This window comes from Streptomyces sp. BRA346 (assembly GCF_052851135.1).
Window position 1 is genome coordinate 78,208 of sequence record NZ_JAIWIH010000016.1, and the last position, 23,388, is coordinate 101,595.

At 68.2% G+C, this 23,388-nt stretch carries 21 protein-coding genes and 1 pseudogene; 8 read left to right on the plus strand and 14 right to left on the minus strand.

All coding sequences use genetic code 11. The features are described 5' to 3' along the window. Positions 1-209: 209 nt before the first annotated feature. Positions 210-1,634 (plus strand): transcriptional regulator, encoded by a 1,425-nt coding sequence (locus tag LCH29_RS20470; RefSeq protein ID WP_446463190.1) that lies wholly within the window; start codon positions 210-212, stop codon positions 1,632-1,634. 206 nt (positions 1,635-1,840) lie between these two features. Here LCH29_RS20470 and LCH29_RS20475 read toward each other — a convergent pair whose 3' ends face one another. From LCH29_RS20475 to LCH29_RS20505, 7 genes and pseudogenes are all read right to left on the minus strand, one after another. Further along, positions 1,841-2,512: an HNH endonuclease family protein gene (locus LCH29_RS20475; protein ID WP_446463232.1), complete on the minus strand. Its 672-nt coding sequence runs from the start codon at positions 2,510-2,512 to the stop codon at positions 1,841-1,843. A 124-nt stretch (positions 2,513-2,636) separates the two neighbouring features. After that, complete coding sequence (locus LCH29_RS20480) at positions 2,637-2,780, minus strand: hypothetical protein (RefSeq protein ID WP_446463191.1); 144 nt, start codon at positions 2,778-2,780, stop codon at positions 2,637-2,639. Positions 2,781-2,975: 195 nt separating this feature from the next. Beyond that, positions 2,976-3,686: pseudogene (locus tag LCH29_RS20485) on the minus strand (PP2C family protein-serine/threonine phosphatase); the annotation flags it as partial. Between the two features lie 1,505 nt (positions 3,687-5,191). Beyond that, complete coding sequence (locus LCH29_RS20490; protein WP_446463192.1) at positions 5,192-6,022, minus strand: hypothetical protein; 831 nt, start codon at positions 6,020-6,022, stop codon at positions 5,192-5,194. Next, positions 6,019-6,672: a sigma-70 family RNA polymerase sigma factor gene (locus tag LCH29_RS20495; protein ID WP_446463193.1), complete on the minus strand. Its 654-nt coding sequence runs from the start codon at positions 6,670-6,672 to the stop codon at positions 6,019-6,021. Before LCH29_RS20495 ends, LCH29_RS20490 begins: the two co-directional genes overlap by 4 nt. A 266-nt stretch (positions 6,673-6,938) precedes the next feature. Further along, positions 6,939-7,151 (minus strand): hypothetical protein, encoded by a 213-nt coding sequence (locus LCH29_RS20500; protein ID WP_446463194.1) that lies wholly within the window; start codon positions 7,149-7,151, stop codon positions 6,939-6,941. Between the two features lie 603 nt (positions 7,152-7,754). Continuing rightward, a complete protein-coding gene (locus tag LCH29_RS20505) occupies positions 7,755-8,279 on the minus strand; it encodes a Tn3 family transposase (protein WP_446463195.1) in 525 nt (174 codons plus the stop codon). 73 nt (positions 8,280-8,352) lie between these two features. Between LCH29_RS20505 and LCH29_RS20510 the strand changes: the two genes are divergently transcribed. Both LCH29_RS20510 and LCH29_RS20515 read left to right on the plus strand, forming a co-directional pair. Beyond that, positions 8,353-9,627, plus strand: coding sequence for an exonuclease domain-containing protein (locus LCH29_RS20510; RefSeq protein ID WP_446463196.1), 1,275 nt, complete (start codon positions 8,353-8,355; stop codon positions 9,625-9,627). Between the two features lie 291 nt (positions 9,628-9,918). After that, complete coding sequence (locus LCH29_RS20515) at positions 9,919-11,043, plus strand: methyltransferase domain-containing protein (RefSeq protein ID WP_446463197.1); 1,125 nt, start codon at positions 9,919-9,921, stop codon at positions 11,041-11,043. A gap of 367 nt (positions 11,044-11,410) precedes the next feature. Here LCH29_RS20515 and LCH29_RS20520 read toward each other — a convergent pair whose 3' ends face one another. The 3 genes from LCH29_RS20520 to LCH29_RS20530 form a co-directional block, all read right to left on the minus strand. Then, positions 11,411-11,704 carry a hypothetical protein gene (locus LCH29_RS20520; protein ID WP_446463198.1) on the minus strand — a complete coding sequence of 98 codons (294 nt, stop codon included), beginning with the start codon at positions 11,702-11,704 and terminating at the stop codon, positions 11,411-11,413. Continuing rightward, a complete protein-coding gene (locus tag LCH29_RS20525) occupies positions 11,701-11,988 on the minus strand; it encodes a hypothetical protein (RefSeq protein ID WP_446463199.1) in 288 nt (95 codons plus the stop codon). Before LCH29_RS20525 ends, LCH29_RS20520 begins: the two co-directional genes overlap by 4 nt. Before the next feature lie 533 nt (positions 11,989-12,521). Beyond that, on the minus strand, positions 12,522-14,462 hold the full coding sequence (locus tag LCH29_RS20530) for a UvrD-helicase domain-containing protein (protein ID WP_446463200.1): 1,941 nt from the start codon (positions 14,460-14,462) through the stop codon (positions 12,522-12,524). Positions 14,463-15,115: 653 nt separating this feature from the next. On the opposite strand from LCH29_RS20530, the gene LCH29_RS20535 reads away from it, so the two are divergent. The 3 genes from LCH29_RS20535 to LCH29_RS20545 are packed head-to-tail and all read left to right on the plus strand — an operon-like array spanning position 15,116 to position 18,056. Continuing rightward, complete coding sequence (locus LCH29_RS20535) at positions 15,116-16,147, plus strand: bifunctional DNA primase/polymerase (protein ID WP_446463201.1); 1,032 nt, start codon at positions 15,116-15,118, stop codon at positions 16,145-16,147. After that, on the plus strand, positions 16,144-17,658 hold the full coding sequence (locus LCH29_RS20540; RefSeq protein WP_446463202.1) for a DNA primase family protein: 1,515 nt from the start codon (positions 16,144-16,146) through the stop codon (positions 17,656-17,658). Before LCH29_RS20535 ends, LCH29_RS20540 begins: the two co-directional genes overlap by 4 nt. Continuing rightward, positions 17,655-18,056: a DUF6009 family protein gene (locus LCH29_RS20545; RefSeq protein WP_446463203.1), complete on the plus strand. Its 402-nt coding sequence runs from the start codon at positions 17,655-17,657 to the stop codon at positions 18,054-18,056. Before LCH29_RS20540 ends, LCH29_RS20545 begins: the two co-directional genes overlap by 4 nt. A gap of 140 nt (positions 18,057-18,196) precedes the next feature. Here the strand turns inward: LCH29_RS20545 and LCH29_RS20550 are convergent, their stop codons facing one another. The 4 genes from LCH29_RS20550 to LCH29_RS20565 all read right to left on the minus strand — a co-directional run bounded on the left by LCH29_RS20550 (position 18,197) and on the right by LCH29_RS20565 (position 21,144). Then, positions 18,197-18,400 carry a DUF6207 family protein gene (locus tag LCH29_RS20550; protein ID WP_446463204.1) on the minus strand — a complete coding sequence of 68 codons (204 nt, stop codon included), beginning with the start codon at positions 18,398-18,400 and terminating at the stop codon, positions 18,197-18,199. A gap of 121 nt (positions 18,401-18,521) precedes the next feature. Beyond that, positions 18,522-18,809, minus strand: coding sequence for a GNAT family N-acetyltransferase (locus LCH29_RS20555; RefSeq protein ID WP_446463205.1), 288 nt, complete (start codon positions 18,807-18,809; stop codon positions 18,522-18,524). A 206-nt stretch (positions 18,810-19,015) separates the two neighbouring features. Then, positions 19,016-19,600 (minus strand): transcriptional regulator, encoded by a 585-nt coding sequence (locus LCH29_RS20560; protein ID WP_446463206.1) that lies wholly within the window; start codon positions 19,598-19,600, stop codon positions 19,016-19,018. Beyond that, complete coding sequence (locus LCH29_RS20565; RefSeq protein ID WP_446463207.1) at positions 19,600-21,144, minus strand: helix-turn-helix transcriptional regulator; 1,545 nt, start codon at positions 21,142-21,144, stop codon at positions 19,600-19,602. The genes LCH29_RS20560 and LCH29_RS20565 overlap by 1 nt, the downstream gene beginning before the upstream one ends. Before the next feature lie 238 nt (positions 21,145-21,382). On the opposite strand from LCH29_RS20565, the gene LCH29_RS20570 reads away from it, so the two are divergent. Further along, a complete protein-coding gene (locus tag LCH29_RS20570; RefSeq protein ID WP_446463208.1) occupies positions 21,383-21,658 on the plus strand; it encodes a hypothetical protein in 276 nt (91 codons plus the stop codon). 660 nt (positions 21,659-22,318) lie between these two features. Further along, entirely contained in the window at positions 22,319-23,128 is an 810-nt protein-coding gene (locus LCH29_RS20575) for a conjugal transfer protein (RefSeq protein ID WP_446463209.1), read from the plus strand. Positions 23,129-23,388 lie beyond the last annotated feature (260 nt).

The window sequence follows — 23,388 nt, forward strand, 5'->3', positions numbered from 1 at the left end:
GTTCCGAAGGTGTTCCGTTCGCGTGTCGGCAGAATTCTGTGTCCTGTCGGGGGAGCGGCGGGAGAGGGTGCGCCCCTGGCGCCTCGATGGCGCGCGGCGTGGTGCGCCAGGGGGAGTGCAGGGGAGTGAACTTGCCGCAGGGCAGCGCGATGCGTTCCCCGTGAACTACTCTCGGTGATGGACGCGTTCGTCCGGTGATGGAGGCCGCCATGTCGCCCGAGCCCGCATCTGAAGTTCCTCAGCAGCCCAAAGAATCTGCTTTAGGGTATTGGTTCCGTATATCCGGTTTTACTAAAAGGGGACTCGCGCTCGCCGTCACCAAAAAGGCAGCAGCCAACGGCTACCCGGACTACCGACCGGACGGATCCCGGGTCCGGGGCTGGCTCAGCGGCGAACAGCCAAAACGGCCGGACCTGCTGGCAGCCGTACTATCCGAGCGCATCGGCCGCACCCTCAGCGCCGCCGACCTCGGCCTGGCCGCCCCCGAGCCCGATGACCTCACTCACTACCGCGGCCCCGTCGAGACCCTGGCCGACCTCGGCCGTGCCTCCACCACCGGTCTTGCACGTCAAACCAGCGCAGGGGATTCAACCGGCGATCAGACGCCCCCCATAGCCCCGTACGCATCTGAGCGGCTGCTGCTCGCACTGGACTCCTGGGCCTACGCGCAAAAACACGTCCTCCCCGGCACCACCAGCACGGCGGGAAGACGCCTCGGCCGCACCGACGTAATCCGTATCGCTGACTACACCCGCCACTTCCGCGAACTGGACAACAAGCACGGCGGCGGCGCCACCCTCCACCCGGCCACGGCCCAGCTGGTCTGGGCCACCAATCTCCTCCGCCACGGCCGGTACACCGAACCGGATGGCCGGGCCCTATGGCGCGAGCTGGCCGACCTCGCCGGATGCGTCGGCTGGATGAGCCACGATGCCGCCCAATGGCCAGCCGCGATCCGCTACCTGACCCTGGCCGTCCACGCAGCCCGGGAAAGCGGTGACCCCAACCTCACCGCCCACCTCCTGCAATGCCTCGCCCGTATCTGGGGATACCTCAACCGGCCCGACCTCGCCGCCGACTGCATCGCCCTGGCCATCTACGGCACCCGCAACACCGCCCACCCCGTCCTCCGCGCCGGGCTCTATGCCCTCGCAGCCCGCTTCGACGCCCTGCGCAACCGCAGCACGGACGCCCTGCGCAACGTCCACCAGGCACAGGAGATCTTCCACGAAGAAGCCGCTGACGAGCTGCCGCCCTACGGCACCTACCTCGACTGGGCCGAACTCTCCAGCACCCTCGGCGAGGTGATGCTCTTCCTCGCCAGGGCTGCCCGCCACGCACCACACGCGGCCACCGCTGTCGGAATGCTCAACACCGCCGCCGCCCAGCGCGACGCCGCCCGCGCCCGCAGCCGCACCTTCGACGCCGTCGCCTCAGCCCGCGCCCTGCTCGTCGTCGGCGACTACGAAGCCGCCTGCGCCTCCGGCCATCAGGCCCTCAGCGTGGGCACCACCGTGGACTCCGCCCGCATCCGCAGACGCTTCCGAGACCTCGCCCGCGAAGCAGAAGGCCACGACAGCGCCGCGGTACGCGACCTGCGCGAACAGCTCCTTGCGACGGGGGACCACCACTGAGGGTTCCGCACATCGCTCGGCTCATGGGCGCGGGGAGGTCTCGGCCATGCCACTCAAGATGCCGCCGCGCGTCTGCTGATGGCGTACCCGGTACACGAACTCGGTCAGCGCGTTCCCGCCGTCTGGGGCACCGTACTGGATCAATCTGATCCACGCGGTGGCGTGCTCCTGGCGCACCGAGGGTTCAGCGCGCCGGGAGGTGTTTCTCAGGTACAGGTGTCGAGCATTCCTTCCAGTGCCGAGTGCTCGGCGGTGTCGATGGTGAGGCTGTAGACGTGCTTGACCGAGATCCAGGCGCGGCCGTAGGTGCAGCGGTAGTCGCCGAGCGGAGGCTGCCAGTGTGCGGGGTCCTTGTCAGCTTTCGACCTGTTGGAGCGGGCAGAGACCGCGACCAACTGCGAGTGAGTGAGGTCGTTGGCGAATGCGCGGCGGTCCTGGGTACTCCACTGCGCCGCGCCGGACCGCCATGCCTCTTTGAGGGGGACAACGTGGTCGACGTCGAGCTGAGCGGCCGTGTCGGCCGTCACGCCGTCGTACGGCGAGACCCAGTGCCCGGACACCGCGCGGCACTGGTCGTCCTGGGCGATGTCTTCGCCGTCCCGGGCGAGGACGGTCTCGCGGGTGTCGCAGGTGCCCTGCTGGATGATCCAGTGGGGGAACTTCGCTCGGCTGTAGCCGGGAATGTCCGTCTCGGGCGCGACGGTCAACTCGGCCAGTTCCGCCCGTGCTTCGTCGGCGGCCGGGGGTTCAGGGAGCTCGCCGGAAGCGGCGGCCGAGGAGGGGGTGCTGGGGGCGGCCCAGCTCGGTGAGCCGAAGGCGAGGAGGCTGCTCGTGGCCAGCACGGTGGCCACGGCAGTGGCCCAGCGGCGCATCATCATCGTCATGGCTCACCACCGTGGCCGGGCCCAGCCACCGCGGGCCGTCAGCTCAGCGGGATTCACCCGTGCGGGTGGCTGTCTCCAGACGCTCTCAAGTCCGGTGTGCTGAGCAGACACATCGGCGTCATGACCCGGTGGGCTCGTTGGCCGGGTCATGGGCGACACGAGCGAGCGGTGCGCGCCGGTGGTGCTCAGCGGCCGCGATGCCCTCGGCGTTCCGCGGCACCCGGTCCGGCTCCGGGTGCGGGTGAATCGGCTGTGCACTCAAGCTGCCCCTTCCATCTGTCCCAGAGTCTGCCGGGTCCCGGACCGCCCCGTCGACCGGATCGGCGTCGCGCGGCATTTGTGGACCGTGGTGGGCGCCTCGCGGGCGCCGTCAGCCAGGTGCTCGGCCTCGGCCAGGCGGCGGGCGGCATCGACACCGTGGCGTTCGGCCCACTGCGCGACGAGTAGCAGCGACGGCTCACTCACCATCGCGGCCGACCAGGAGGAGAGCCCGGTCGTCGTCGGCATGCCCCGTTACAGCCCCGATGAGATGCCAGGCCGCGCCGCGGAAGCCGTCGGTCATGTAGCGGTCGGCCTCACCGACGAGTCGGTCGATGCCATCGGTGAGATCGCGTACCGAGGCCTCAATCAGACCGTCTGTGAAAAGCAGCAGGACGTCACCGGGGCGGAGGGAGCCCTGGACCGGGTCAAACCGGGCACCGTCGTACAGCCCGAGGCCCGGGCCGTCTGCGGACTTCTCCTGCCAGCGGTCATGCTCGGTGCTGAGTTGCAGGGCCGGCAAATGGCCGGCGGCGAACAGCTCGTAGTCGCCGGAGTCCAGGTCCAGGGCCAGGTGGATCGAGGTTGCGAATGCCTCGTCCCAGTCCTGTCTCAGGAGGTAGTTGTTCGCTGCCGGAAGGAACTCTCGAGGCGGAAGCGAGCCCAGCAGGCCGTCGAAGGCGCCGGACAGCAGGAGGGCCCGGGAGCCCGCTTCCTTGCCCTTGCCGGAGACATCCGTCAGGACCACCTCCAGTCTGTGGCCGCTGTTCGTGCGGGCCGCGACGACGAAGTCACCGGAGAAGGAACTGCCGGGCGCCGGGCGGATCGCCATCTCGCGGTGCCAGCCGCGCGGCAGGGCGGGCAACTTGCTCTGCACTCGGATGCGCTCGCGCAGGTCGAAGCGCATCGGATCACCGCTCTGCACCGGCTTGGTGACGCCGTCAGCAAACTGCCAGAAGTTGTTCGAGGTTGTCCCGGACAACCCCACGGCACCCTGGGACTCCTCCGCGCTGGAGGGAACCCGAAGTTCAGGCGCAGGTTCTACTCGGCCGGCGATGGTCTTCGTCCGGGAAGCGTCAGCGTGTGGGGGCGTACGGTCTGCCTGCGCCCGGTAGCCAACGTCGTCGGCCGCTTGCTGAACGGCTGCGTGTTCCTCATCGAGGACGGCGCGCACCTTCTCCAGCGCACGGTCTACGTCCTCGAGGGCCGCATCGTCGTGATCAGTGTCGTCGAGACCGTGCTGAGGTATCTGTGGGTCCGGACTACCCGGTAGCGCGAGGTCATCATCTGCCATCCGGAAGCGCAGCTCGGCAAGCTCACCTTCGAGGATCTGGATCCGGCGGGCCGCATGGTCGGCGACCTGCTGGGCGATGTCCCGCTCCTGTTCGGCGCGGAGGAGCTGTTCGCTCAGCTCCGCCTGCTGTCGCTGCGCCCGAGATAGACGTCGCTCCAGTGGCGTGTTCCCCTCCGGACGCCGGGCCGACAGCGAGCGCAGGGCATCGGCTCGGCGCTTCAGTTCCGTGACCTTAGCCTGGGTCTGGCCGAGCATGGCGAACAGCAGTGTGGCGATCTGCAGCGCCTGGAACCGGCCCCGTTCGCTCGCCTCGTAGGCCGTCTGGAGTCGCTGCATCTCCTGGTAGATCTCGATCGTGCGGTCCTTGGCCGCCAGCAGCTCCCTGGCGAGCGCCAGCTCCTGCGCCCCCGCGAGCGGTGTGGGGCTGCTCTGCGCCCGGTCCCATAACGCTCTTGCCGCCTCGAGACGCGGCTTGCACCGGTCGCTGGAGTCGTCCGGAAAGCACACGTCGGCCATCGCCTCGACCACGTCCCACTCCAGCCCGTCACCGGCCAGCAGGTCACGCAGTCGGCGCAGCTCAGGCACAGCTCGGGCCACGAAATGGTCCGGTGTGAGCCGCTGGTGCAGCTGGCTCACCGGAACTGATGACTCATCGATCCAGGATCGCACCAGCTCGACAAGCTGATTGATCTCGTTGCAGGACCCCCGCGGCGGTGCCCACGGTCGTCCCGGTCGGTTCCTCCCGCCACCCACTTGCCTTCCCCCCTTGGTTGTTCGGCGGACAACCCCTCGTTGTCACCGAAGAACCATCCAACCGGCTCGCCCGCATGTTCTGCCCGGGGATCGTGGTCATCCTCCACCGATACAACACACGATCCAGGCGGTGCACTCGTGGACCACACCTCTCCGGCCTTCTTATTCCTCGTCTTGGCCGTGGCCGTTCTGTTCTCCATCGTCGCCGCGGCGATCGCCTTCGCCCTCGCCTGGTGGGACGGTGCCACGGTCCCAGCGGCCTTCACTCGCAGCGGCGTCACGTTCGCCGCGTGCCTCACTCTGTGCTTTGCGGCTCTCTCTGCGGTCGACCGATGAGCTGGCGCCCAGCTGCCGGTTCTGCTGGTCGATCATCGGTGCCCTCGCACTGGCTGTTTGCACAGAGATGGGTTCGCGTGTGCGTGCTGGTGCCGCCCGGGAAGCTTGGGCCCTGTGCTGGGCCTGCGCTGCGCCCGGGGGGTGCCGGCATGGGGCCGGGACGTTCGGGTGAGGATGTCTTCGATGCGGGCTGCGAAGTCGGTGCCGGGGAGCGGAATTTCGAACTCAGGGTTGGCGAGGTAGCCGATGGTGACCGCGCCGGGAACGTAGGCGAGTACCGCGTCGAAGACTTCGGGGCGGGGCCGGTCGGCTCTGGCGAGGAGCTGGCCGAGGACACGCAGCACGGTTGGGGTGCTGGAGTCGAAGTCGACCACGATCTCCTTGGTCTGCTCGAAGTCGCAGGGGAGCGTCACGGTCTCCGGTGTGGGGCGCGTGTTGATGCGGGTCTGCTCGCGCCACCAATCGGCCAAGCGGGTCTCCCCGAGCGACAGGTGGTACAGGTACAGGCAGTAGGACGCCGCATCGTCTCCGGCACCGGCGGCGTACTGCCACCAGAAGCGGGCGCCGTCTTCGGCATCGGTCAGCTGCAGAATGCAGCCCAGGACTCGTGCGCCCGAGGGTTCCGGCAGTTGTTCGGTGATGAAGTGCCGCAGCGAGGTGGCTGCCATGTGGGTCACGACGGCCTCGCAGAGGGTCTGTAGGTCGTACGCCGCCGAATGGCTCAGCGATACCGGCTCGTCGCTGAGCGCCGAGGCGTCCAGCAGGGTCGGCGATTCGGTATCCGACGGCGGAACGATGTCGCGTGGAACGCGGGGTTCTTCTAGGAGTAGTGCTCGGCTCAGCAGTTCCTCGATGGTGGTCACTGGGATGTCCCTTCCGGTGAGTCGTTGGAATCCTCGGACGGATCGTTGGGCTCGAAGATTCCTTCCAGGGCTTGCTTGGCGTAGCGGTCCGCGGTTCGCACCGAGACGAGTGGCACGCCCAGGACATCGGCGATGGTGGTGTCGTCCATGCGGCGCAGGTACTTGAGGACCATGACGTCGAGCTGGTGCTCGGGCAGACGGCTCAGGGCTCTGAACAGGCGTAGGGATTCCTCGATCTGGTCGAACAGCGCCGGGGGCTCGGTCATGCGGAGGGCGACGGTGTTGAAGGCCGCGGGTGTCAGCTCGGGACAGCCGTCGATGTGGGGAGTGCGCGCCATGACGCCTCTGCGCAGGACGAACCAGGCAAACTTCTGCACGTCAGCGCTCCTCAGCGTCTCGTCCCACCGCAGCCACAGGATGTCGAACGTTTCACTCACCACCGCGCTGGCCTGCTGGCTGGTGAGGAACGTCTGGGCGTAGCGGGTGTAGCGCACGCGATTCATCTGGACGAATGCCTGATGGTCCACGGGCGGCCTGGCCGGACCGGTGGAGAGCGCGACCGTCTCTATACAGCCGGTGATCCAGTTGGGTTTCTTGTGCGCCTCGGCTGCTGCGGCCATCCACAGTCGCCGCATGGGCCAGGTCGGCACGCGCAGAACATGGAGGACATGGTGCGTGATCTCCCACCGCGGGTAGAGGCCGGCGCCACGGAGCAGTTCCGAGATCTTCGACTTCGCGTACCCGGTCCGGGCGCTCAGCTCGCCGATCGTCAGGCCGCTGTCGAAAAACCTGGCGCGCAGGGGCTCCAGCCAGGCGCGGTGCGCGGCTCCGACGCGATCGGCGATCGGGCCCAGCTTGCGGCCCCGCCTACCTGGAGGCTCCCCGTCAGGTTGCGGTGAGAGCGCGGACCGTGGGCTCACCGGGCGTGCCCTTCATCCTGTGCCGCTACGCGCGGGGGCACGTCGGCATGTGGCGGTCTGGTGAGGGCGTTGACGATCTGCTGGACGAGCAGCCCGAGGGAGGGGACCAGGGCCGCGATCGCGGCGACGTACCCGAGCGCGGCCATCACCACGCTCCACGAGAGGACCGCCAACAAGGTGATGGCGGTCAGCACCTGCCTGCTGTACATCGGGACCTTCCCAGTCGAGGGGGTAAATGCGTGTCCGGAAGGGCTCCCTCGGGGCGGTGCCGACCCGCCATCGGGGAAGCTGAGACGTCAGCATGACCGTTAGTTAATCGAACACGCCACGTGATCATCGGATCACGGAACATTAGGCTGCGGGTCGGAACATTAGAGCTGGGGCGCAAGGGACAGGAGTACGGTCCGGCTCATGAGCAGCGGTGGCAGATCATGGCAAATCCGTCTTCTTTAGAGGGCAAGGTTCCCCGTTCTCCTTGCGCCAGGGGCCCCGCCACCCCCTCAATGGGATTGCAGGCGCCACTGGCGTCGGACCTTCCTGTCCGGAAGGCCGTGCTCCCTCATGCCGATCAGAGAGGGTGCACGACGCTCGTCCGGCCGTTGAATCGGCCGGACGAGCGAAACCTGCCCACTCCGGTACGAGGGGGCGGAGGAAGGCTCTCCTGTGTTCACGCTGGACCGGAGCGACAGCATGAGCTTCAAGGACCCCCGGTGCCGCGACGCGGTCCCCGATGGCCAGGGCTCGCTGTGAGAAACCGGGGACGCCATAGATCTCCAACTGCTCACGCTCTCCGTCGAGTACCGGGAACAGGGCTACAGCCTCACCCAGAACTGGATCGACACCAGCCTCGCCTCACTCAAGACGCCCTCGGCGAAGGCCCTCGCCGACGCCGCACTGACGAGGCCGTCACCGGAGTGGCAGCAGAACTTCCTGCCCTGATCCTGCCTGGCGCCCGGCGGACGCCGGGCCGAACGCTCCAGGCGCCCGAACGGGGAGCGTGACGGCCCCCGCCCGGGCGCCTGGAAAACGCTCGTCTCGGCGAGCAGGTTGTCCAGGTAGGTGTCCATGTGGGTGCCGTCGGCCGCCGCGGTGGCGCCGTTGCCCCACGCGCGAGTCATGTCCAGCTTGGCGTGCGCGTTCACTACGTCCATGAGCGCCTCGTTCAGCTTGGCCACCGTGGTGTGGCGGCGGGATGCGACCGCTCGTGCGCGCTCACCCCGGCGATGTGCTGGGCGGCCTCGGCGTACGTCATGTTCGTGCCCTTGACGAACGTGGTGATCGGATGTCGTGCTGCGGATCTGGCCGGAGCGTCGTACCTCTCGACCCAAAGCGTCCACCGTTCAAACCGTTGTCAGTGCTGTGGTGTGTCCTGGAATCGCATCCTTTCGCTCCTGCCCCGTGGAGGCTTCCGTGACCACATCCACCCAGCCCAGCCTGCCCGTCTACAAGTCCAAGGAAGTGCCGGACCATCTGCGCACGATGACGCAGCTGAAGGAGCAGCGTCTCAAGCCGGCCGAAGGGCAGAAGCCGGTCGCGCTGCTGCGGAAGTACAGGCGCGGCCATGGGTGGGGCGAGTTCTCCCTGTACGACCCGGCCGACGCCGCGAAGATGCGGCCCCTGTCGGCGAAGCAGCGGGCGGCGATGGCAGCTCGGCGCACGTGCCCGGAGTGCAAGAACCTCCGGGGCTACGTGGTGCACCGCAGGTGCCAGGAGTGCGCGGACCAGGAGCAGCAGCGGTGGTTGGAACTCCAGCGGCGTACTTGCGCGTGGTGCCGTCGGGTATCTCTCGCACCGCACCCGTCATCGAAGGACCGGGAGGGGCGGAGTGGCGAGTGCGTGCCGTGCTGGCTCCGCCGCATCATCCGGAAGCAGTTCGACGATGAGCGGCGGGCTGCGTGGCGTCGTACGTGCCCGGGGCGGGACTGCACGGTCCAGACGGCCACGGACGAGGAGACCGCCACTGAGCGGACCGCCGGGACCTGGCACGGACCGCGCTGGTGCTCGCCGTGCGCTGCGCGGGACGAGCGTGAGCGGGTTGAGCGGGAACGGGAACGGCGGGAGGCCGAGGAGCGCGCGGTCGAAGCCCGGCGGCGGGAGGTCGCAGCGCTCGAGGAGTGGGCGCGGAACGTACTAGCCGACCCGGCCACGGTGATCCTGGACACGGAGACCACGGGCCTCCACGACGAGGCCCGCATCGTAGACCTCGGGGTCATCAGCGCGGCCGGGGAAGTCCTGGTGGACACACTCATCAACCCCGGCGAGCCGATTCCGCCCGACGCGACCGACATCCACGGCATCACCGACGCCCAGGTAACCGAGGCGCCCGAGTTCGGGGTCGTCCTCGACCAGCTCGCCACGGTACTGCACGGCCGCCGCTGCATCATCTACAACAAGGCGTTCGACGTCGCCAGGATCCGACACGAACTGACCGTGCACTACCGGCAGGCCGACCACGAAGACCCCGAAGCGGCCGCCGCCACCTGGCTCGGCAAGATGCGGTGCGAGGACGCGATGGTGCCGTACTCGGACTGGTACGGGGCCCTGTCCGACTACTGGGGCGACTACGCCTGGCAACCGCTGCGCGGAGGAGACCATCGGGCGGTTTCGGACTGCCGTGCGGTGGTGGAGCGACTGCGGGATATGGCGAAAGGTCGTGGGTTCGAGCTTTCCGAAGGGGTCTCGTAGCTGAACTCGCGGATGGTGCGTCCGGAACGGTACCGGAGCGGGCTCGAGCTTCGCGCCCGGAATGCGCCCTTACATGCGTAGTCGGGCTCCTTCAGACTGATCCCTGCGTTCTCATCGAACTCATCTGGGGGAAGGGGAGGTAGTGCGGGTCCAACAGCACAGCAGGAGCGGGCATGCAAAGCCGGGAGGGCCGGTCATCGGACCGAAGCCCTCCCCAGACGGCAGCGGACCAGCGCCCGGCCCGAAACACGGCGGCGGGAACGGCGATAACAAGTGATCACCCAAGCTAGCGTGGAGGCCAGCCAGGCACGGCTGGTCTCCACGCTCGCCGCAGACGGCTACCTGGAAGACGGCCCGTTGCGAGACGCATTCGAGGCGGTGCCGCGCCACCTGTTCCTGCCCGACCGCGTTTGGCTGGACGACGCCACCTCAAGCACGGGCTACGCACAAGTGGATCGTGACCGCGATCCGGACCGCTGGTGGACCGCCGCCTACAGCGATGTCTCCGTGGTCACCCAGATCGACGACGGCGGACCAGACCCGCTGGACGACCACTGGACCACCCCCACGTCCTCAGCCTCCCGGCCGAGCGTGGTCGCCCTCATGCTGACCGCCACCGACCTCCGCCCCGGGCAGCGAGTCCTGGAGGTCGGCACGGGCACCGGATATAACGCCGCGCTCGTGGGCCAGCTGGTTGGCGAACCGAACGTCACCAGCGTGGAGATCGATCCGCAGATCACCGTCCACGCCCGCGCGTCCCTTGCCGCTGCCGACTGCCACGTGCGCGTCATCTGCGCAGACGGAGAGGGAGGGGCGCCCTCGTATGCGCCCTACGATCGCGTCTTGGCTACCGCCTCCATGCTGCGGCTCCCGTACGACCTGGTCGAGCAGACGGTGGAGGGCGGGTTGATCGTCGCTCCGTGGGAGACCGCGATGTGCCCGCACGGCATGGTGCGGCTCACCGTGCACGGCGGGCGGGCGTCGGGCCGGTTCAGCACGCCGGTGACTTTTATGACGATGCGCGGACAACGGCACCGAGCGCACCTCGCGGAGATGTTCACCGACGAGGCATGGGAGGAAGCCCGGCATCAAGATCTCGGTGCCCGGCCCGCCGTCCTGGACGATGCCGATGCCCGGTTCGCCCTGGGTCTGCGCCTGCCGGGTGTGCACTCCTGGCAGCAAGCGGGTACGGGTCATTGGCTGTGCAGCGACGATTCATGGGCGCTCATCGACGATGACACGGTGCATCAATGGGGTCCACGAGATCTGTTCGGTGAAGTATCGGCAGAATCAGCTTGGTGGGAGGAAGCTGGACGTCCGCGCGTGCACGACTTCGGTCTCACTGTCTCCTCAGGTGAGCACACCGCATGGCTCGGCACTCAGGAGAGCGGACCATCCTGGCCGCTCTTCGGCTGATCGGGGCAGCGGTTGGTCCGCGATCGGGGGGCGCGGAGACGATCGAGCGTGCGCCGGAGCCGCGGCGCATCGACGGCGGTGTGCACCAGCTGCACGAGCAGGTCTGCCTCCGGCCGTCCGCTCCAGCGGACGGCCGGAGGCCTGTCCGCTGGGGAACCTCCTTCGCGCCGCCACTCGCACAGGAAGCGCGCAACCTCGGCACCCGCGTGACGCCGCTTCCGCTATGGCGGCTCCAGCCCGAAGTGGCCCCGGTACCGACCAGGCAGTCATCCGCACAGCGATGAATCATCCAGACGCCCAGAGGGCGGATGTAACGCTCGTCCGATCCCCAGGACAGAGGAACAGGACGGCACGGGGATCTGAGATGTCAGTCGATCCAGACCACGACCGGGATCCGGATCGCGCGGAGGTCCTGGTGGACGGTGTACTCAACAATGACAGGTTCGCCGGGGATATGGACGCTGAACCGTGCGTGGCCACTCATCGGAATGCCCGGCGGCAGTCGATCCTTGTCCACCGCGCCTCCGGCCTCGATAGCAAGGGCGGCAATGAAATTGGCGACCTTCTTCGCCAAGTCCGGCGGCATGGTCAAAATGGCCGACGCAGCAGTCCCGTCTTCGACGAACGCCGCCCACGCGGGACGAGGGCGCTCGCTACTCACCCGGCGGCTCGCTCAAGCTTCGCAATCAGGTCCTCGACGGGGACAAGCTGTCGGCCGGCACCTGCGTTAGCCCGGCTTGCATCAGCGCCAGGGACCCGATCCAGCATGGCCTCCTGCCACCATTGCTCCATGACCGCGCCGATGGCCTCGCTTCCCTCGGCAGCCAGGACCTGGGTGTAGAACGTGGTCCGCGATCGGTCAGGCAACGCCTGGCCGATCGCGTCGATGCTGTACGGGATCGCCGGGACCTTGTAATCGACGGGGTGTTCAGGCTGCGCGCTCACACACGTCTCCTCAAGGTCGGGAAGCAGTCTGCTTCCGAGCCTACCGGCCAGACCAGCTCGCATGGTCTCGTCTGTCCGACAGATACCCAGGACGCTCGCCCATTCCTGTTCCTGTCGCGCCTTCCTAAGGCGATTGCCAAAAGCCGCAGGCTGCGCCTGGCCACCACGCTAGGACTCCAAGGCCACGGCGGCAGGCAGGCAGGCAGGCGGCAGCTGAGCTTGATGTCTGCCGGTTCAACGTTGATACCGGCGTCAGATGATCTTCTCGCGACGTGGTCCGGAGAAATGAGTCCCGTCAGTCCCGCTGTTTGGCCAGCGCATGCGCTCTGAGCTGGACTTTTCGCGCTGCGGGACTGACGGGACTGAGACCGATGGTGGAGTGTCGATCCCGTCCATCCCCAGATCAGATCCCATCTCACAGTCCCGGCAGTCCCGTCAGCCGCCGCTCCGGCGGGCCAGTGCGGGGATCCTCGGATGAGGTCGTCGGGGCTGGAGCTGTCCAAGGGCCGCGAGGGCAGTTGAGAAGCAGGCACTCACGCTTTCGGGGGTGGTCCCAGCCGATCCCAGGGCGAGGGTTCGCTGAGTACCGATGGGGTCTGCGGTGGGCTCTGTTCGTACGAGGGGTTCCCGGGACGGCCGTCGGGGTGGTCGTTGATCCAGGACAGGCCGTAAGGGTCGAGCTGGTGGCGTGCCCGGGTGACGGCTACGTAGGCGAGTCGGGCCTCGGCCAGGTTCAGCGCCCGTGGGATGGGCTGCCCGTCGAGATCTACTTCATCGCTGGGCGCAGGTACGAAGTCGGCGGCGATGCGGACGGTGGGCCACTCTCGGCCTTTGGCCTTATGAGCGGTGGAGATGGTCACCTCTGCCTCGTCTTCGGAGTCCAGTCGGCGTACGGCGTCCAGGACCAGCTCGACGCCGTACTCGTCGATGATTTCCACCAGGGGGAGCAGGTCGCCTCCTGCGGGGTCGTGGTTGGCGTAGTCCTGAAGTTCGCCCCAGGTCTGGAACAGGACGAGTTCTGGGTGGCTTGCGCGTCGGCCCGCTTTGAGGTCACCGGCTGCGCGGGCGAGTTCTTCAAGGGATTTGCCTCCCCCGACCAGGGCCACGCGCTTCTTCTGTTCCAGGAGCCGAAGGATCTCGGTGATCGTGCCAGCGTTGGTACGGCACAGGATGGCGTCGGGCTGGTCAAGGGGGCCGATCTTCGTGTTGATCGCTGGCGTGCCCCTCAGCCGGAGCGGGGATTCGACGATGTTGAGCCACCGGTTCGCCTCTTCGGCGAGAGCGGGTCCGAACCGGAAGGACTGTGACAGGGTGAGCTGGCGCCCGTCGAAGTCGCTCATGACGTCCCGTGCGCCGCGCCAGCCGTAGATGGCCTGGGCCGAGTCCCCGACCATGATGAGCTGCGCATGAGAGCGCTGGGCGTTGAAGACTTCCTCAAGGACGGGGTTGGTGTCCTGAGCTTCGTCCAGGAGCAGGAAATCGGCACGGATGACCGGTTTGCTCAGTGCCCAGATCTTCAGCGCGTGGTTCGGGTTGAAGCGCACCCGGCCGCCCCGTGGGTCCTGGAGGTCTTCCCATGCCCGTCGTGCGTAGGGGAGAACGATCTGTGCCAACTGATCGTGGTACTGGTCGGCGAGGCCGCGGATCCGGGGGACGTGTCGTGGCAGGACTTCGGTGTCTGCCGATTCGCAGAACTTCGTCACGGTGCCCAGTGCGGCATATGACAGGGTCTTGTTGGTGAGTTTGCGCTCGCCGAGCCTGATGCTCATGTGCACGGCGATGCCGAGCCGGGCGCCGGCCTTCCAGCCCGGCTCGCGCGGTGCGTTCATGCGGGGGCCGTACTCCTGCCCTACCGCTCGCATCGCGAGGGAGTGCCCGGTGAGGCATTGGACGTTCCCCGGGAACTTCCGGGCGGCATCGTTGACGACAGACCTGTTGAAGGCGAGGAAGACCCCTCGTCTGGGATCGCTGTGCGCCAGCATGGCCAAAGTGGTCGTCTTCCCCGTGCCGGCACCTGCCTGAAGAACGAAGTGCTCGCCCCTCCTCTTGGCGTCAAGTCCCCGTTCCTGCTCGGCGGTGGGCGGAGGCCCGCCGCGGGAGGCACCTGTGCTGGGGCGACGAATCCGCGGCGGTCCAGACGCTGCGGCTGTGCGGCTCTCTCGTGGCCTTTCGGGCCTGACGAGCGAGTCAAGCCATTCCTCCGCGAGCGCGACGCCTCTTTCGATCAGGGCGTCCGATGCCCCGGAGCGGGTGGCAACGCCGAGGCGGCGGTTGAGGCGGCGGTTGACTTCGGCGTAACTCAGACCCGACGCCCGAGTGATCTCTGCAACCGATCTGCTCAGCATCCTGCTGGGCGAAGGCGGGGCCGCGTTCCGCCGCTTCGTCTTCGGCGTGGGCTGCGCGCCAGCGAACAAGGCCATCTGGTCCGGCTCCCGCCCGGGCATGGCCCGCTGGCGCGACGGCTGGCTGCTCACCCGTGTTCTCCTTCTCTCACAGAGTCGGGCAACACGGATCATATCGTTAGGAATGCACAGGATAGCGATGCGGATGAGCTTCGGGTAAAACCGCTCAGCGACTCAAGGCCGAAAGGCCTGTCGCAGCCGTGCACCAGGAGGCTGGGTCGCTGGGTGGGTCGCTCCAGTCGCTTGGGTCGCTGGGCCGGGACGGACACAGCGACTGAAAGCCAGCGACCAAGCGACTGGTCGGTCGCTCCCACTGACCCTGAAAAACCGCAGGTCAACGCATCAGGCTTCCGCATCAGCGACCGAAGCGACTCAGCCCCGACATATATGAAGCCATTGGCAGGTGCGCGTGCGCGTCATAGATAGAGAACTTGAGTCGCTTCAGTCGCTGATTTCCGCGATCACAGGACCGTGACCTGCGCTTTTCTCGAAACCAACGGGCGGCGGTCACGGGGGTGTTCAGTCGCTGCCCCGGGTGCTCAGTCGCTGCGCCGACACGGGAACAGCCGCTTGCTGCCTGCTCCTCACCCGCCACTCCTGTGTTCGCTAAGGTGTGTCCGTCGTTGAGTCGCTTCGGTCGCTGATAGGTGGCATCCATGCCTGCTGAGCTGCACTGTTCTCGCAGCGACTCAGAGCAGGACACCCCTGATCTCCCAGTCGCTGGAATGCCGCTGACCACGGCACGATGGTGCGCCCGCCAAGGCTGGCCGGTGCACCCTCTGGCACCAGGGCGGAAGACGCCGGCGGCGAACTGCGAGAACTGCCGCCTACCCGGACACACCCACACCGATTGTGGATGCCTGCCCGCAGGCCGCTGGTGCCACGGATTTCACGCCGCCACCCTCGACCGGCGACGTATCGACCAGTGGTGGGGCACCAATCCTCAACTCGGAGTAGGAGTGGCCTGCGGCCCCGCCCGCCTGGTCGTCATCGACATCGATGCCCATGCGGCCCAGCCCCCCGGCCGCGATCGACTCCTGCCGGGCATCCCCATCGGGAACCACATCGACCTCACCGGTCTGTCCACGGGCTTCCACACCCTCGCGGTCCTGGCAGCCCTGCGAGACGCCCCCAATCCAGCCGAGGACGAGTCCACGCTGCGCGTGCGCACGCCGTCCGGAGGCCTGCACGTGTGGTACACAGCGGCGGACAGCCGCCGTTGGCAGTGCTCAAGCGGCTCCAGCCCCAGCCGCGCGCTCGCCTGGCAAGTCGATGTCCGCGCCCACGGCGGCTACATCATCGCCCCCGGAACCACCACCAGCGCGGGGACGTACACACCGATCGGGAAGAGCCGCCAACCCGCTGTCCTGCCCACCTGGCTCGCACAAGAACTCGAACGCACCGGCCACCTGCCCGCGCCCCACAGCCCCACCATCCGCCCCGTGCCACCGCGAGCGCGACACGCCGTCCTCGCGGCGGGCGGCGGCCGCCACCACATCCTTGCTGCCGTACTGGCCCCCGTCGAAGCCTGCGGCCAAGTCGCCGAAGGCGCCGGATTCTCCGACACCCTCAACCGCGCCGCATACACCCTCGGCGGACTCGTCGCCGCCGGACGCCTGCTCCCAGAAGACGCCCAGGAACTCCGGGAGGCCGCGGCCGCAGCCCGCCCCGGCCAGGAACGCCGCGCCGAACAGATCATCAGCAGTGGCATGGCCGCCGGGCTCAAGCGCCCCCTGCACGACGGGAGCCGCCCATGACCTCCCCCGGAAACGACAACCTCCTGTTCGACTTCGACGCTCAGGCCGTAGCCGACCAGATTCGCAGCCAGCCCGACCTCACCCTGCCCACCCAAGCAAGCGCGCCCAGCTCGGCGGCCACAGAAAACGGACTGCTGCCCGACACCCTCACCGACCGCGGCAACGCCAAACTGTTCGTCAAGCTCTACGCCAACGACTACCGCCACGTCCCGGGCATCGGCTGGTACCGGTGGGACGGCAACCGCTGGCAGATCGATGAGGACGACACGGTCCTATGGGCCGCCGGCGACCTCGCCGAAAGCCTCGCCACCATCGACCCCCGCGGCAAGTTCACCACACACAAACTCGAGCGCCACCGCGAGCGGGCGCTGGCCACCCCGGGCCAGAAAGCCATGCTCACCCAGGCCAAGGCAGCCCCGGGCATGGTCCTCAACGCCGTCCGCCTGGACGCCGACCCCTATGCCCTGTGCACTCCGGACGGCATCGTGGACCTGCGCACCGGCCTGTTGAAGACCCCGGACCCCAGCAAAGACTTCCACTCCCGCTCCACCACCGTCGGCCCCCGGCGAATGCCCACCCCGCGCTGGGTCCGCTTCCTGACCGACACCTTCGGCGACGATGCCGAAGGCCGTGAAATGATCGACTTCCTGCAATTGCTCCTCGGCTACTCCATCACCGGCGACGTCGGCGCGCAGGTTCTGCCCTTCCTCTTCGGCGCCGGAAAGAACGGCAAGAGCGTCCTGCTGGACGTTATGATGAAACTGCTCGGCGACTACGCGGACGCCGCCCCGCCCGGCTTCCTCATGGCCCGCCTCTACGAAGGCCACCCCACCGACCTCGCCGAACTCCACGGCCGCCGAGTCGTCGTCTGCTCCGAAGTCAAGCACGGGGACAAATTCGACGAAGCCCGCGTCAAACACCTCACCGGTGGAGACCGCATCAAGGCCCGCCGAATGCGACAGAACTTCTTCAGCTTCGAGCCAACCCACAAGCTCTGGCTGCTGGGCAACCACCGGCCCGAAGTCGGCACCGGCGGCTTCGCCTTCTGGCGCCGCATGCGCCTGATCCCGTTCCTCTACACCGTCCCCGACGACCGTAAGATCGACAATCTCGCCGACATCCTGGTCACCGAAGAAGGCCCCGGCATCCTCGTCTGGCTCATCGACGGCGCCCGCCGCTACTTCGTCGGCGACCGCGATCTCACTGGTCCCGAGCGCGTTCGTATCGCCACCACCGCCTACGCAGAAACCGAAGACCACACCGGACGCTTCTACGACGAGTGCTGCACTCTCAGCACCGACCTGCGCGCCGAACAGGCCAGCCTCTACAGCGCCTACAAGTCCTGGTGCCAGAATGAGGGCGCACCGGCAATGTCCTCCCGGGCGTTCGCCGCCCGGACCCGGGAACTGGTGGGACTGGCCTCGCCCAAGCAGATGATGACGTCCAACCAGCGCAAGTACTACCCGGGCATCGGACTGCTCGCAGACCAGGAGGGTGAGGAGAGGACATGAGCTCCTTGATCACCGAGAACGAGATCAGCCACGAAGCCGAGATCGTCTGGCTGGAGGACATCACGCACCTCGACTACGTGCGCCAGAGCCTCGACCGTCTCCCCTCCCGCCGCGGCAAGCCCCCCTACCACCGCCCCGGCAGAATGGTCGGCTACGCCCTCCTCGGCCCCCAGGCCAAGGCCTCCCGATCCTCCGGCACCTTCCGCCGCCGCGTCTTCTGGCTGCTGCCCCACGACCGGGACACCGACCCCGACGGCCTCTACGCCAAGGGAGCCCCCGCCGAAGCCGTCGACCCCCGAACCCTGGAAGCACGAACCAAGGGCTACAAAACCGAACGCTCCGAAGGCGGGCCCCCCTCCACCGCCATGCAGGAACTCGGCATAACGCTTCCCCTCTGACCCAAGCCGCCCCCTGCTGCGCGAGGCGCCGGTGGCATTCGGCTGACCACCTTCCCGACGCAGCTGTGCGTCGGACCAGCTCGCCTACCGGACGGCCGTGGCAATGGAAGGCAGAGCCGGGGACGCTCCTCAGGACGATGTCAGCCGGGCCGTCGGATGTCCGCGTACAAGCGGGCCCGCACCCCCGGTTCCCCCGCGACCCGTCGTACCCGGCCGATGCCGGACGTCGCCCACAGATCGTCCAGCCTCGACATCACCGCCCCCGCGGTCTCCTCGTCCAGGGCTGCGATGTCCACGACCACCAGGCCCGGCTCGGACACATGCACCTCATCAATACGATCCATGTCCCTCGCGACGTCACCGGCCCTGGACCGGTTCGCCGACGGCACGCACGTCACCCGGATGAGGTATCTCGTACCGGCGCCCGGTGGCCACGGTGCCGCATACGCACGGAGCGGCGCTGATTCAGCTGGTCCAGATGCCTTCGGGCGAGATCCGGCGCGCGAGGCGCAGGCCCGCGTCACTGATCGGTGTCGACCAGGACACATCTGAGAGCTCACACCCGAGTGCCTGCACGAGCGCGGCGCCGACGCCCTGGCGGCGGTAGGCATTCGCTACCCAGACGAGGTTGATACGCGGCCGCAGCGTGTCGTCCCTGCCGCCGTACCGTGACCCGTCGATCAGATCCCAGTGTCGGTGGTCGCTGGTGTCGTGGGCTGCCAGGTAGCCGATGACGTACCCGTTCGATTCCAACAGGTATGCCCGCAGTTATCGGGGGTCACCTCAGGCTCGCACAGGTGGGACCACGAGCGGAAGTCGTAGTGGTTCTCCCTTTGCGGCATCCGTGCCACCTGGTAGGCCAGCCTCCGCCACGCGATGGGCGACTTCGTCGTCACGACGGCCAGTTCGCCCGGCCACATCGTCTCCGGGGGCCAGCCGGATTCAGCCGCCACCGTTGGTCAGGCGGCCCAGCCGATGGAGGAGACGTGGGTGTAGGAGTCCCAGTCGGTGCCGAGAGTACTTTGGATGATGTCGTCCCAGACGGCTTCGAGCTCGTCGGTGTCTTCGGCGATCCAGGCGTCGACGGCGCGGTCCCACACGCCGCGCACGCTGACGTTGCGGGTCTCCAGATCGCGCTGGTGCTTGCGTTCGACGGCGGTCTGGTCGACGGGGTCGATCTCGATGCGGGTTCCGCGGCCGCGGTTGTTGAGCCGGCGCTTGAGGTCGGCGGCCACATTGCGGCGGCGCAGGTCCCAGTACGCGGCGTCCAGACGGGCCAAGTTGGCCCTGGTGGGGGTCTGTTCCTCGGCCAGCCAGGCGATGAGAGTGCGGGGCCGGACGTGTACCCCGGCGCGGTCCATGGCCTCGTAGCCGGCATCGCTGGCGGTGAGGTAGCGCAGGCGAGCGGCCAGGCCGCGCTCAGAGTCGGCGGGTGACTCGATGCCGGTGACCATCCGGTCGATGCCTTCGCCCAGGGCCGCCCCTCCACGGATGCCTCGGGCGCGGAAGTCTCCCAGGTTCCTCCAGCGGCTGCCGCTGGCCATCAGCGGGCCACCTTGCCGATGGTGTACTCACCGGAGGCCTTGGCGTCGCTGTGCTTGATCTTCATCTGGGCGACGCCCCGTCCCTCGGGGAAGACCTGGCGCCAGTCGCCGGTGACGTGCAGCTCGTCGGTGCCCATCATGGCGATGACCTCCAGGCCCGCCTGGTGGGCCTTGTACGCCTTGCCCCAGAGATTGGCGTACGCCTGGCTGTGGATGATGTGCATCCAGTCCGGGCGCACCATTTCCCGGTTATGGATCGACTCGCCCATCGTGGAGATGAACTTCGAATACATCGCCTTGATGTACTCCAAGGTGATGGTGTCGTCCTCGGCGATAGCCGTCTCCCGCGCGGCGGTCAGCGTCTTGCGCAGAGCGTCCAGGAAATTCTCCGTCGCTCCGGACGTCCACGACTCGTGCACCACAGGCGGCTCAAGGAGCCCGTATTTCGGCGTGGAGAGGCGCAGCAGGAGGCGCAGGGTGGCGTTGGTGACCCAGACCGGGCCGGGCTGGTCGCGGTCGCCGAGAGGGTCTGGCAGGTGCGGGTGGTGCCAGGGGGCGGGGGTGATCAGGTGGACTCCGGAGCGCTTGGGGTCCACACCGCCGGTGCCGGTGGAGTGCTCCAGCTTCCCGATCGGCAACCACGACTTCAGGGCGGAGAGGTAGGCCGCGTTGACGTCCAGAGCGGTGACCGCGACACTTCCCGGGCTCTTGAGGGAGTAGTCGGGGTGGTGGAAGTTGGGGCGGGCCTCCCAGATCTGGTCCGGCTCCTTCTTCGAGGGCTTCTTCAGGACGTCGGGCAGGGCCGGGTAGGCGGTGTAGGCGTAGCGGGCGGTGGCGCGGGTGTCCTCGAACAGGCGCATGACGTCGGGGATGGCGCGCTTGATCAAGGCCTTGAGCGCGGCGTCGGTGTCGCCTTCGGCACGCTCCAGCTCCTCGTGCACGGCCTGGCCGATGAGGCCGGCGGTCTCCGCCTGGGCGCGGGCCGCGGACTTCGCCCGCCGCTGCGGCCGCGAGGGAACCGGCGCCGGAGCAGGTGACGGCGCAGCGACCGGAGCAGGAGCGGACGCTGCGGCGGCCTGAGGGGCTGCGGCGGCGGGGGGTTGGCACATGGCGCCGGGGTGCAGGGAACGGCCGTCAGTGGCCTTGTAGGGCGTCATGACGCCGCAGCGGATGCAGGGGCCGGGCTCGCCCTGAACGGCCAGTCCGTCGGGGCCCCACGCGGTCTGAGATTCGACGGACGAGGCCATGTCTGGGGTAGCGGTCTCGGCGGTCTCAGCGGGCGCTTGGGCCGGAGCGGGATGGATTTGGGCGAGGCCCTCCAGCAGGCGCAAGTACTTGAAACGACCCGGCGGTTGCGGGTCGGTTGTGCCGTCCTCCCAGTTGGTGACCGTCTGCCGTCCCACGCCCACTGCTGCGGCTACCTGAGCGCGCGAGAGCCCGGCCGCCTGGCGCAGGCGCAGGCGCTCGGCCGGCTTCGGCATGCGTGCCGTGAGCCGCGCTTCCTCCAGCAACGCTTCCACGCTGTCGATTTGCTCATCACTCATACCTCCAGACTACATTCCACTAGGCGTAGATCGGCAAGGAATTGGACAATCGCTAGTCATTAAATAACAGATTGCTAGCCGTATAACCACAGCTTCCTGGGCGTCCCATGACAGCGACCACAGCCTCGTCCTCCACGCGCTACCAGGACATCCACTCCGCGATTCCACTGACGCCCACCCGCTGTGGGGAAGCCTTGAACGAGCCCGCGCTGTCAGTGACGGCTGGAACGCTGAACGGATGAACGGTGATGACGAGCAGCTGCTGCGCGGCCGGGTCTACGGCCACGACCACGACGACCCCAACCCGAGCCCGCGGCCGGGGCACACCTACGTCGAACTCACCGGCGGCCCGCTGGACGGGCTGCTCCTGGACGTCACCGGCTGGACGGCGGACGAGATTGCCACCGGCGGCGCCCTGCCCACCGAACTCGGGCAGTTCCCCGGCGGCCGCGCGTTGTACGACCCGCGCCCCGGCGACCCGGGTCGCTTCAGCTGGTCGGGCGACACTCCCTGACCACAGCACCGGGAAGCCGGATAGGGCAGACCGGCGCGGCACCGCGAAGATGGGACCCTTGCACGGCGACCCTCGCGCGATAACCACGGGCCGGGCCGGATGCGGGGCCGACCGCCGTCAGAGCGACGCCTACGCCGTCCCGCAACGCCCCCGCACTTGTCACTGGCCGTCGGTGGCGTGACCGCCGTGATGGTGGGCACTGAAGATGATGGTAGCCCCGGCTGGTCGTCCTGCGCGGCAACAGTGCCTCGGGGAGAAGCCGTTCGTCGCGCACGGCGTTGCGAGAAATGGGGTGGTGGAGGGTGACCGGTTGGTTGACCATGGCGCGGTCAGGTGGATGTGACGCAGTCGTGACCATGGCCAGCGGCGGCTGGCCAGCGGACCGGTCACACGAGCGGAGTTGTCTCCAGGTATCGGCTTTTCCCTTCTGACCTGGAGTTCGTCATGTCTGAGTTCCCACCTGATGGGGTATCGCCGGACGATGGCCAGCCGCCTTCCGGCGCAGCAGGCCCGGCCCGGCCGCAGCGGTTTCGGCGATGGGCCCGGCCGAGCCGGATCGCGGCGTGGGGCGCGCTCGTCGCCGGCCCGGCCGCACTGCTGCTCCTTGTCAATCTCTCCCCGGGCGTCCTGACGTCCCGGGGGACGCCGCCACCCCGGCAGATGGAGAACGTCGGCGCCCCCTCGGGATACGCCGAGCTATTCATGACGCTGTGGCTGCGCAGCGACGCCCGCGGCGAGGGCGCGGTGGTGCGCAGGCTCCGTGCGATGGCCCCGGGAGTGAACCTGCCTGAGCCCAGCGAAGGTGCGCAGCCGGACGCGGCCCGGGTGACCGCGGTGCGCAGCGTGCACCGACCGGACGGCTCCTGGACAGTCACGGTGGCTGTGCAAACGACCGGCGGTCGGTTGTCCTACTTCGCCGTTCCCCTGCTGACGGCTGACACCGACGGGGCCGAGGAGATCGCGGTGACCGCGGGCCCGTCCCGGGTCGCCGGCCCGGCAACACTGAAAGTGCCCGACTCGGCGTACCGCTACCCGGTACCGGAGACCAGCGAGACGGGCCAGACGGCAGAGAAGTTCCTCTCGGCGTACCTGACGAAGACCGACGCCGGTAAGGTCGAGCGGTATCTCGCGCCAGGAGTGCAGCTGGCGCCAGTCGACGGACCTGTGTACGAGCGCGTGAAGGCCGAACAGATCTCGGCCGATGACCCGATCGCGACAGGCCCAGTGCCGCACGACGGAGTCAAGACACGAATCCAGGTACGGCTGAGGGCCGTTGACGAGCGGGCCGCGTGGCCGCTGGTCTACCGCCTGCAGATCTCGACTCGCGCCGGACGCTGGGAGATCACTTCGGCAGACGGCGGCGGGGCGTCGGACTTCGAGACGCAGGTTCCTCGCGCTGCTGGTCCTGGCCGGTCGGTCGGGGACACGGACGAGGGCCAGCCCGTGTGGGCTTGGGGCGGTGCTCGGTGAACGGCGTGCCGCCGTGACACCGACGACCTGCCGCGCCTGGCGGTGGTGTTCGAGGTCGCCGACTACACCGTGCGCGGGCTGGCCCGCTACTGGGCCACGGTCCGGCAGACGGGCGACCCGAAGACGTCCCCGGCCGTCGATGCCCTTCACGAGCTCCTCTTCGCCGGCTGCCTGGCGCGCATCCATGTCCTCTTCGACGGCCAGGCCACCGGCAGGGCCGTCGGTCCGGGAGGGCACGAGCAGTTCTCCACCGTGGTCCT

Bases quoted from the DNA above. Each gene is read 5' to 3' on its own strand.
- LCH29_RS20545 (WP_446463203.1), top strand. From the start codon at position 17,655: ATGAGCTCCTTGATCACCGAGAACGAGATCAGCCACGAAGCCGAGATC.
- LCH29_RS20470 (WP_446463190.1), top strand. From the start codon at position 210: ATGTCGCCCGAGCCCGCATCTGAAGTTCCTCAGCAGCCCAAAGAATCT.
- LCH29_RS20500 (WP_446463194.1), bottom strand. From the start codon at position 7,151: ATGTACAGCAGGCAGGTGCTGACCGCCATCACCTTGTTGGCGGTCCTC.
- LCH29_RS20565 (WP_446463207.1), bottom strand. From the start codon at position 21,144: ATGAGTGATGAGCAAATCGACAGCGTGGAAGCGTTGCTGGAGGAAGCG.
- LCH29_RS20475 (WP_446463232.1), bottom strand. From the start codon at position 2,512: ATGATGATGCGCCGCTGGGCCACTGCCGTGGCCACCGTGCTGGCCACG.
- LCH29_RS20570 (WP_446463208.1), top strand. From the start codon at position 21,383: ATGAACGGTGATGACGAGCAGCTGCTGCGCGGCCGGGTCTACGGCCAC.
- LCH29_RS20540 (WP_446463202.1), top strand. From the start codon at position 16,144: ATGACCTCCCCCGGAAACGACAACCTCCTGTTCGACTTCGACGCTCAG.
- LCH29_RS20535 (WP_446463201.1), top strand. From the start codon at position 15,116: ATGCCGCTGACCACGGCACGATGGTGCGCCCGCCAAGGCTGGCCGGTG.
- LCH29_RS20550 (WP_446463204.1), bottom strand. From the start codon at position 18,400: ATGGATCGTATTGATGAGGTGCATGTGTCCGAGCCGGGCCTGGTGGTC.
- LCH29_RS20575 (WP_446463209.1), top strand. From the start codon at position 22,319: ATGGAGAACGTCGGCGCCCCCTCGGGATACGCCGAGCTATTCATGACG.
- LCH29_RS20560 (WP_446463206.1), bottom strand. From the start codon at position 19,600: ATGGCCAGCGGCAGCCGCTGGAGGAACCTGGGAGACTTCCGCGCCCGA.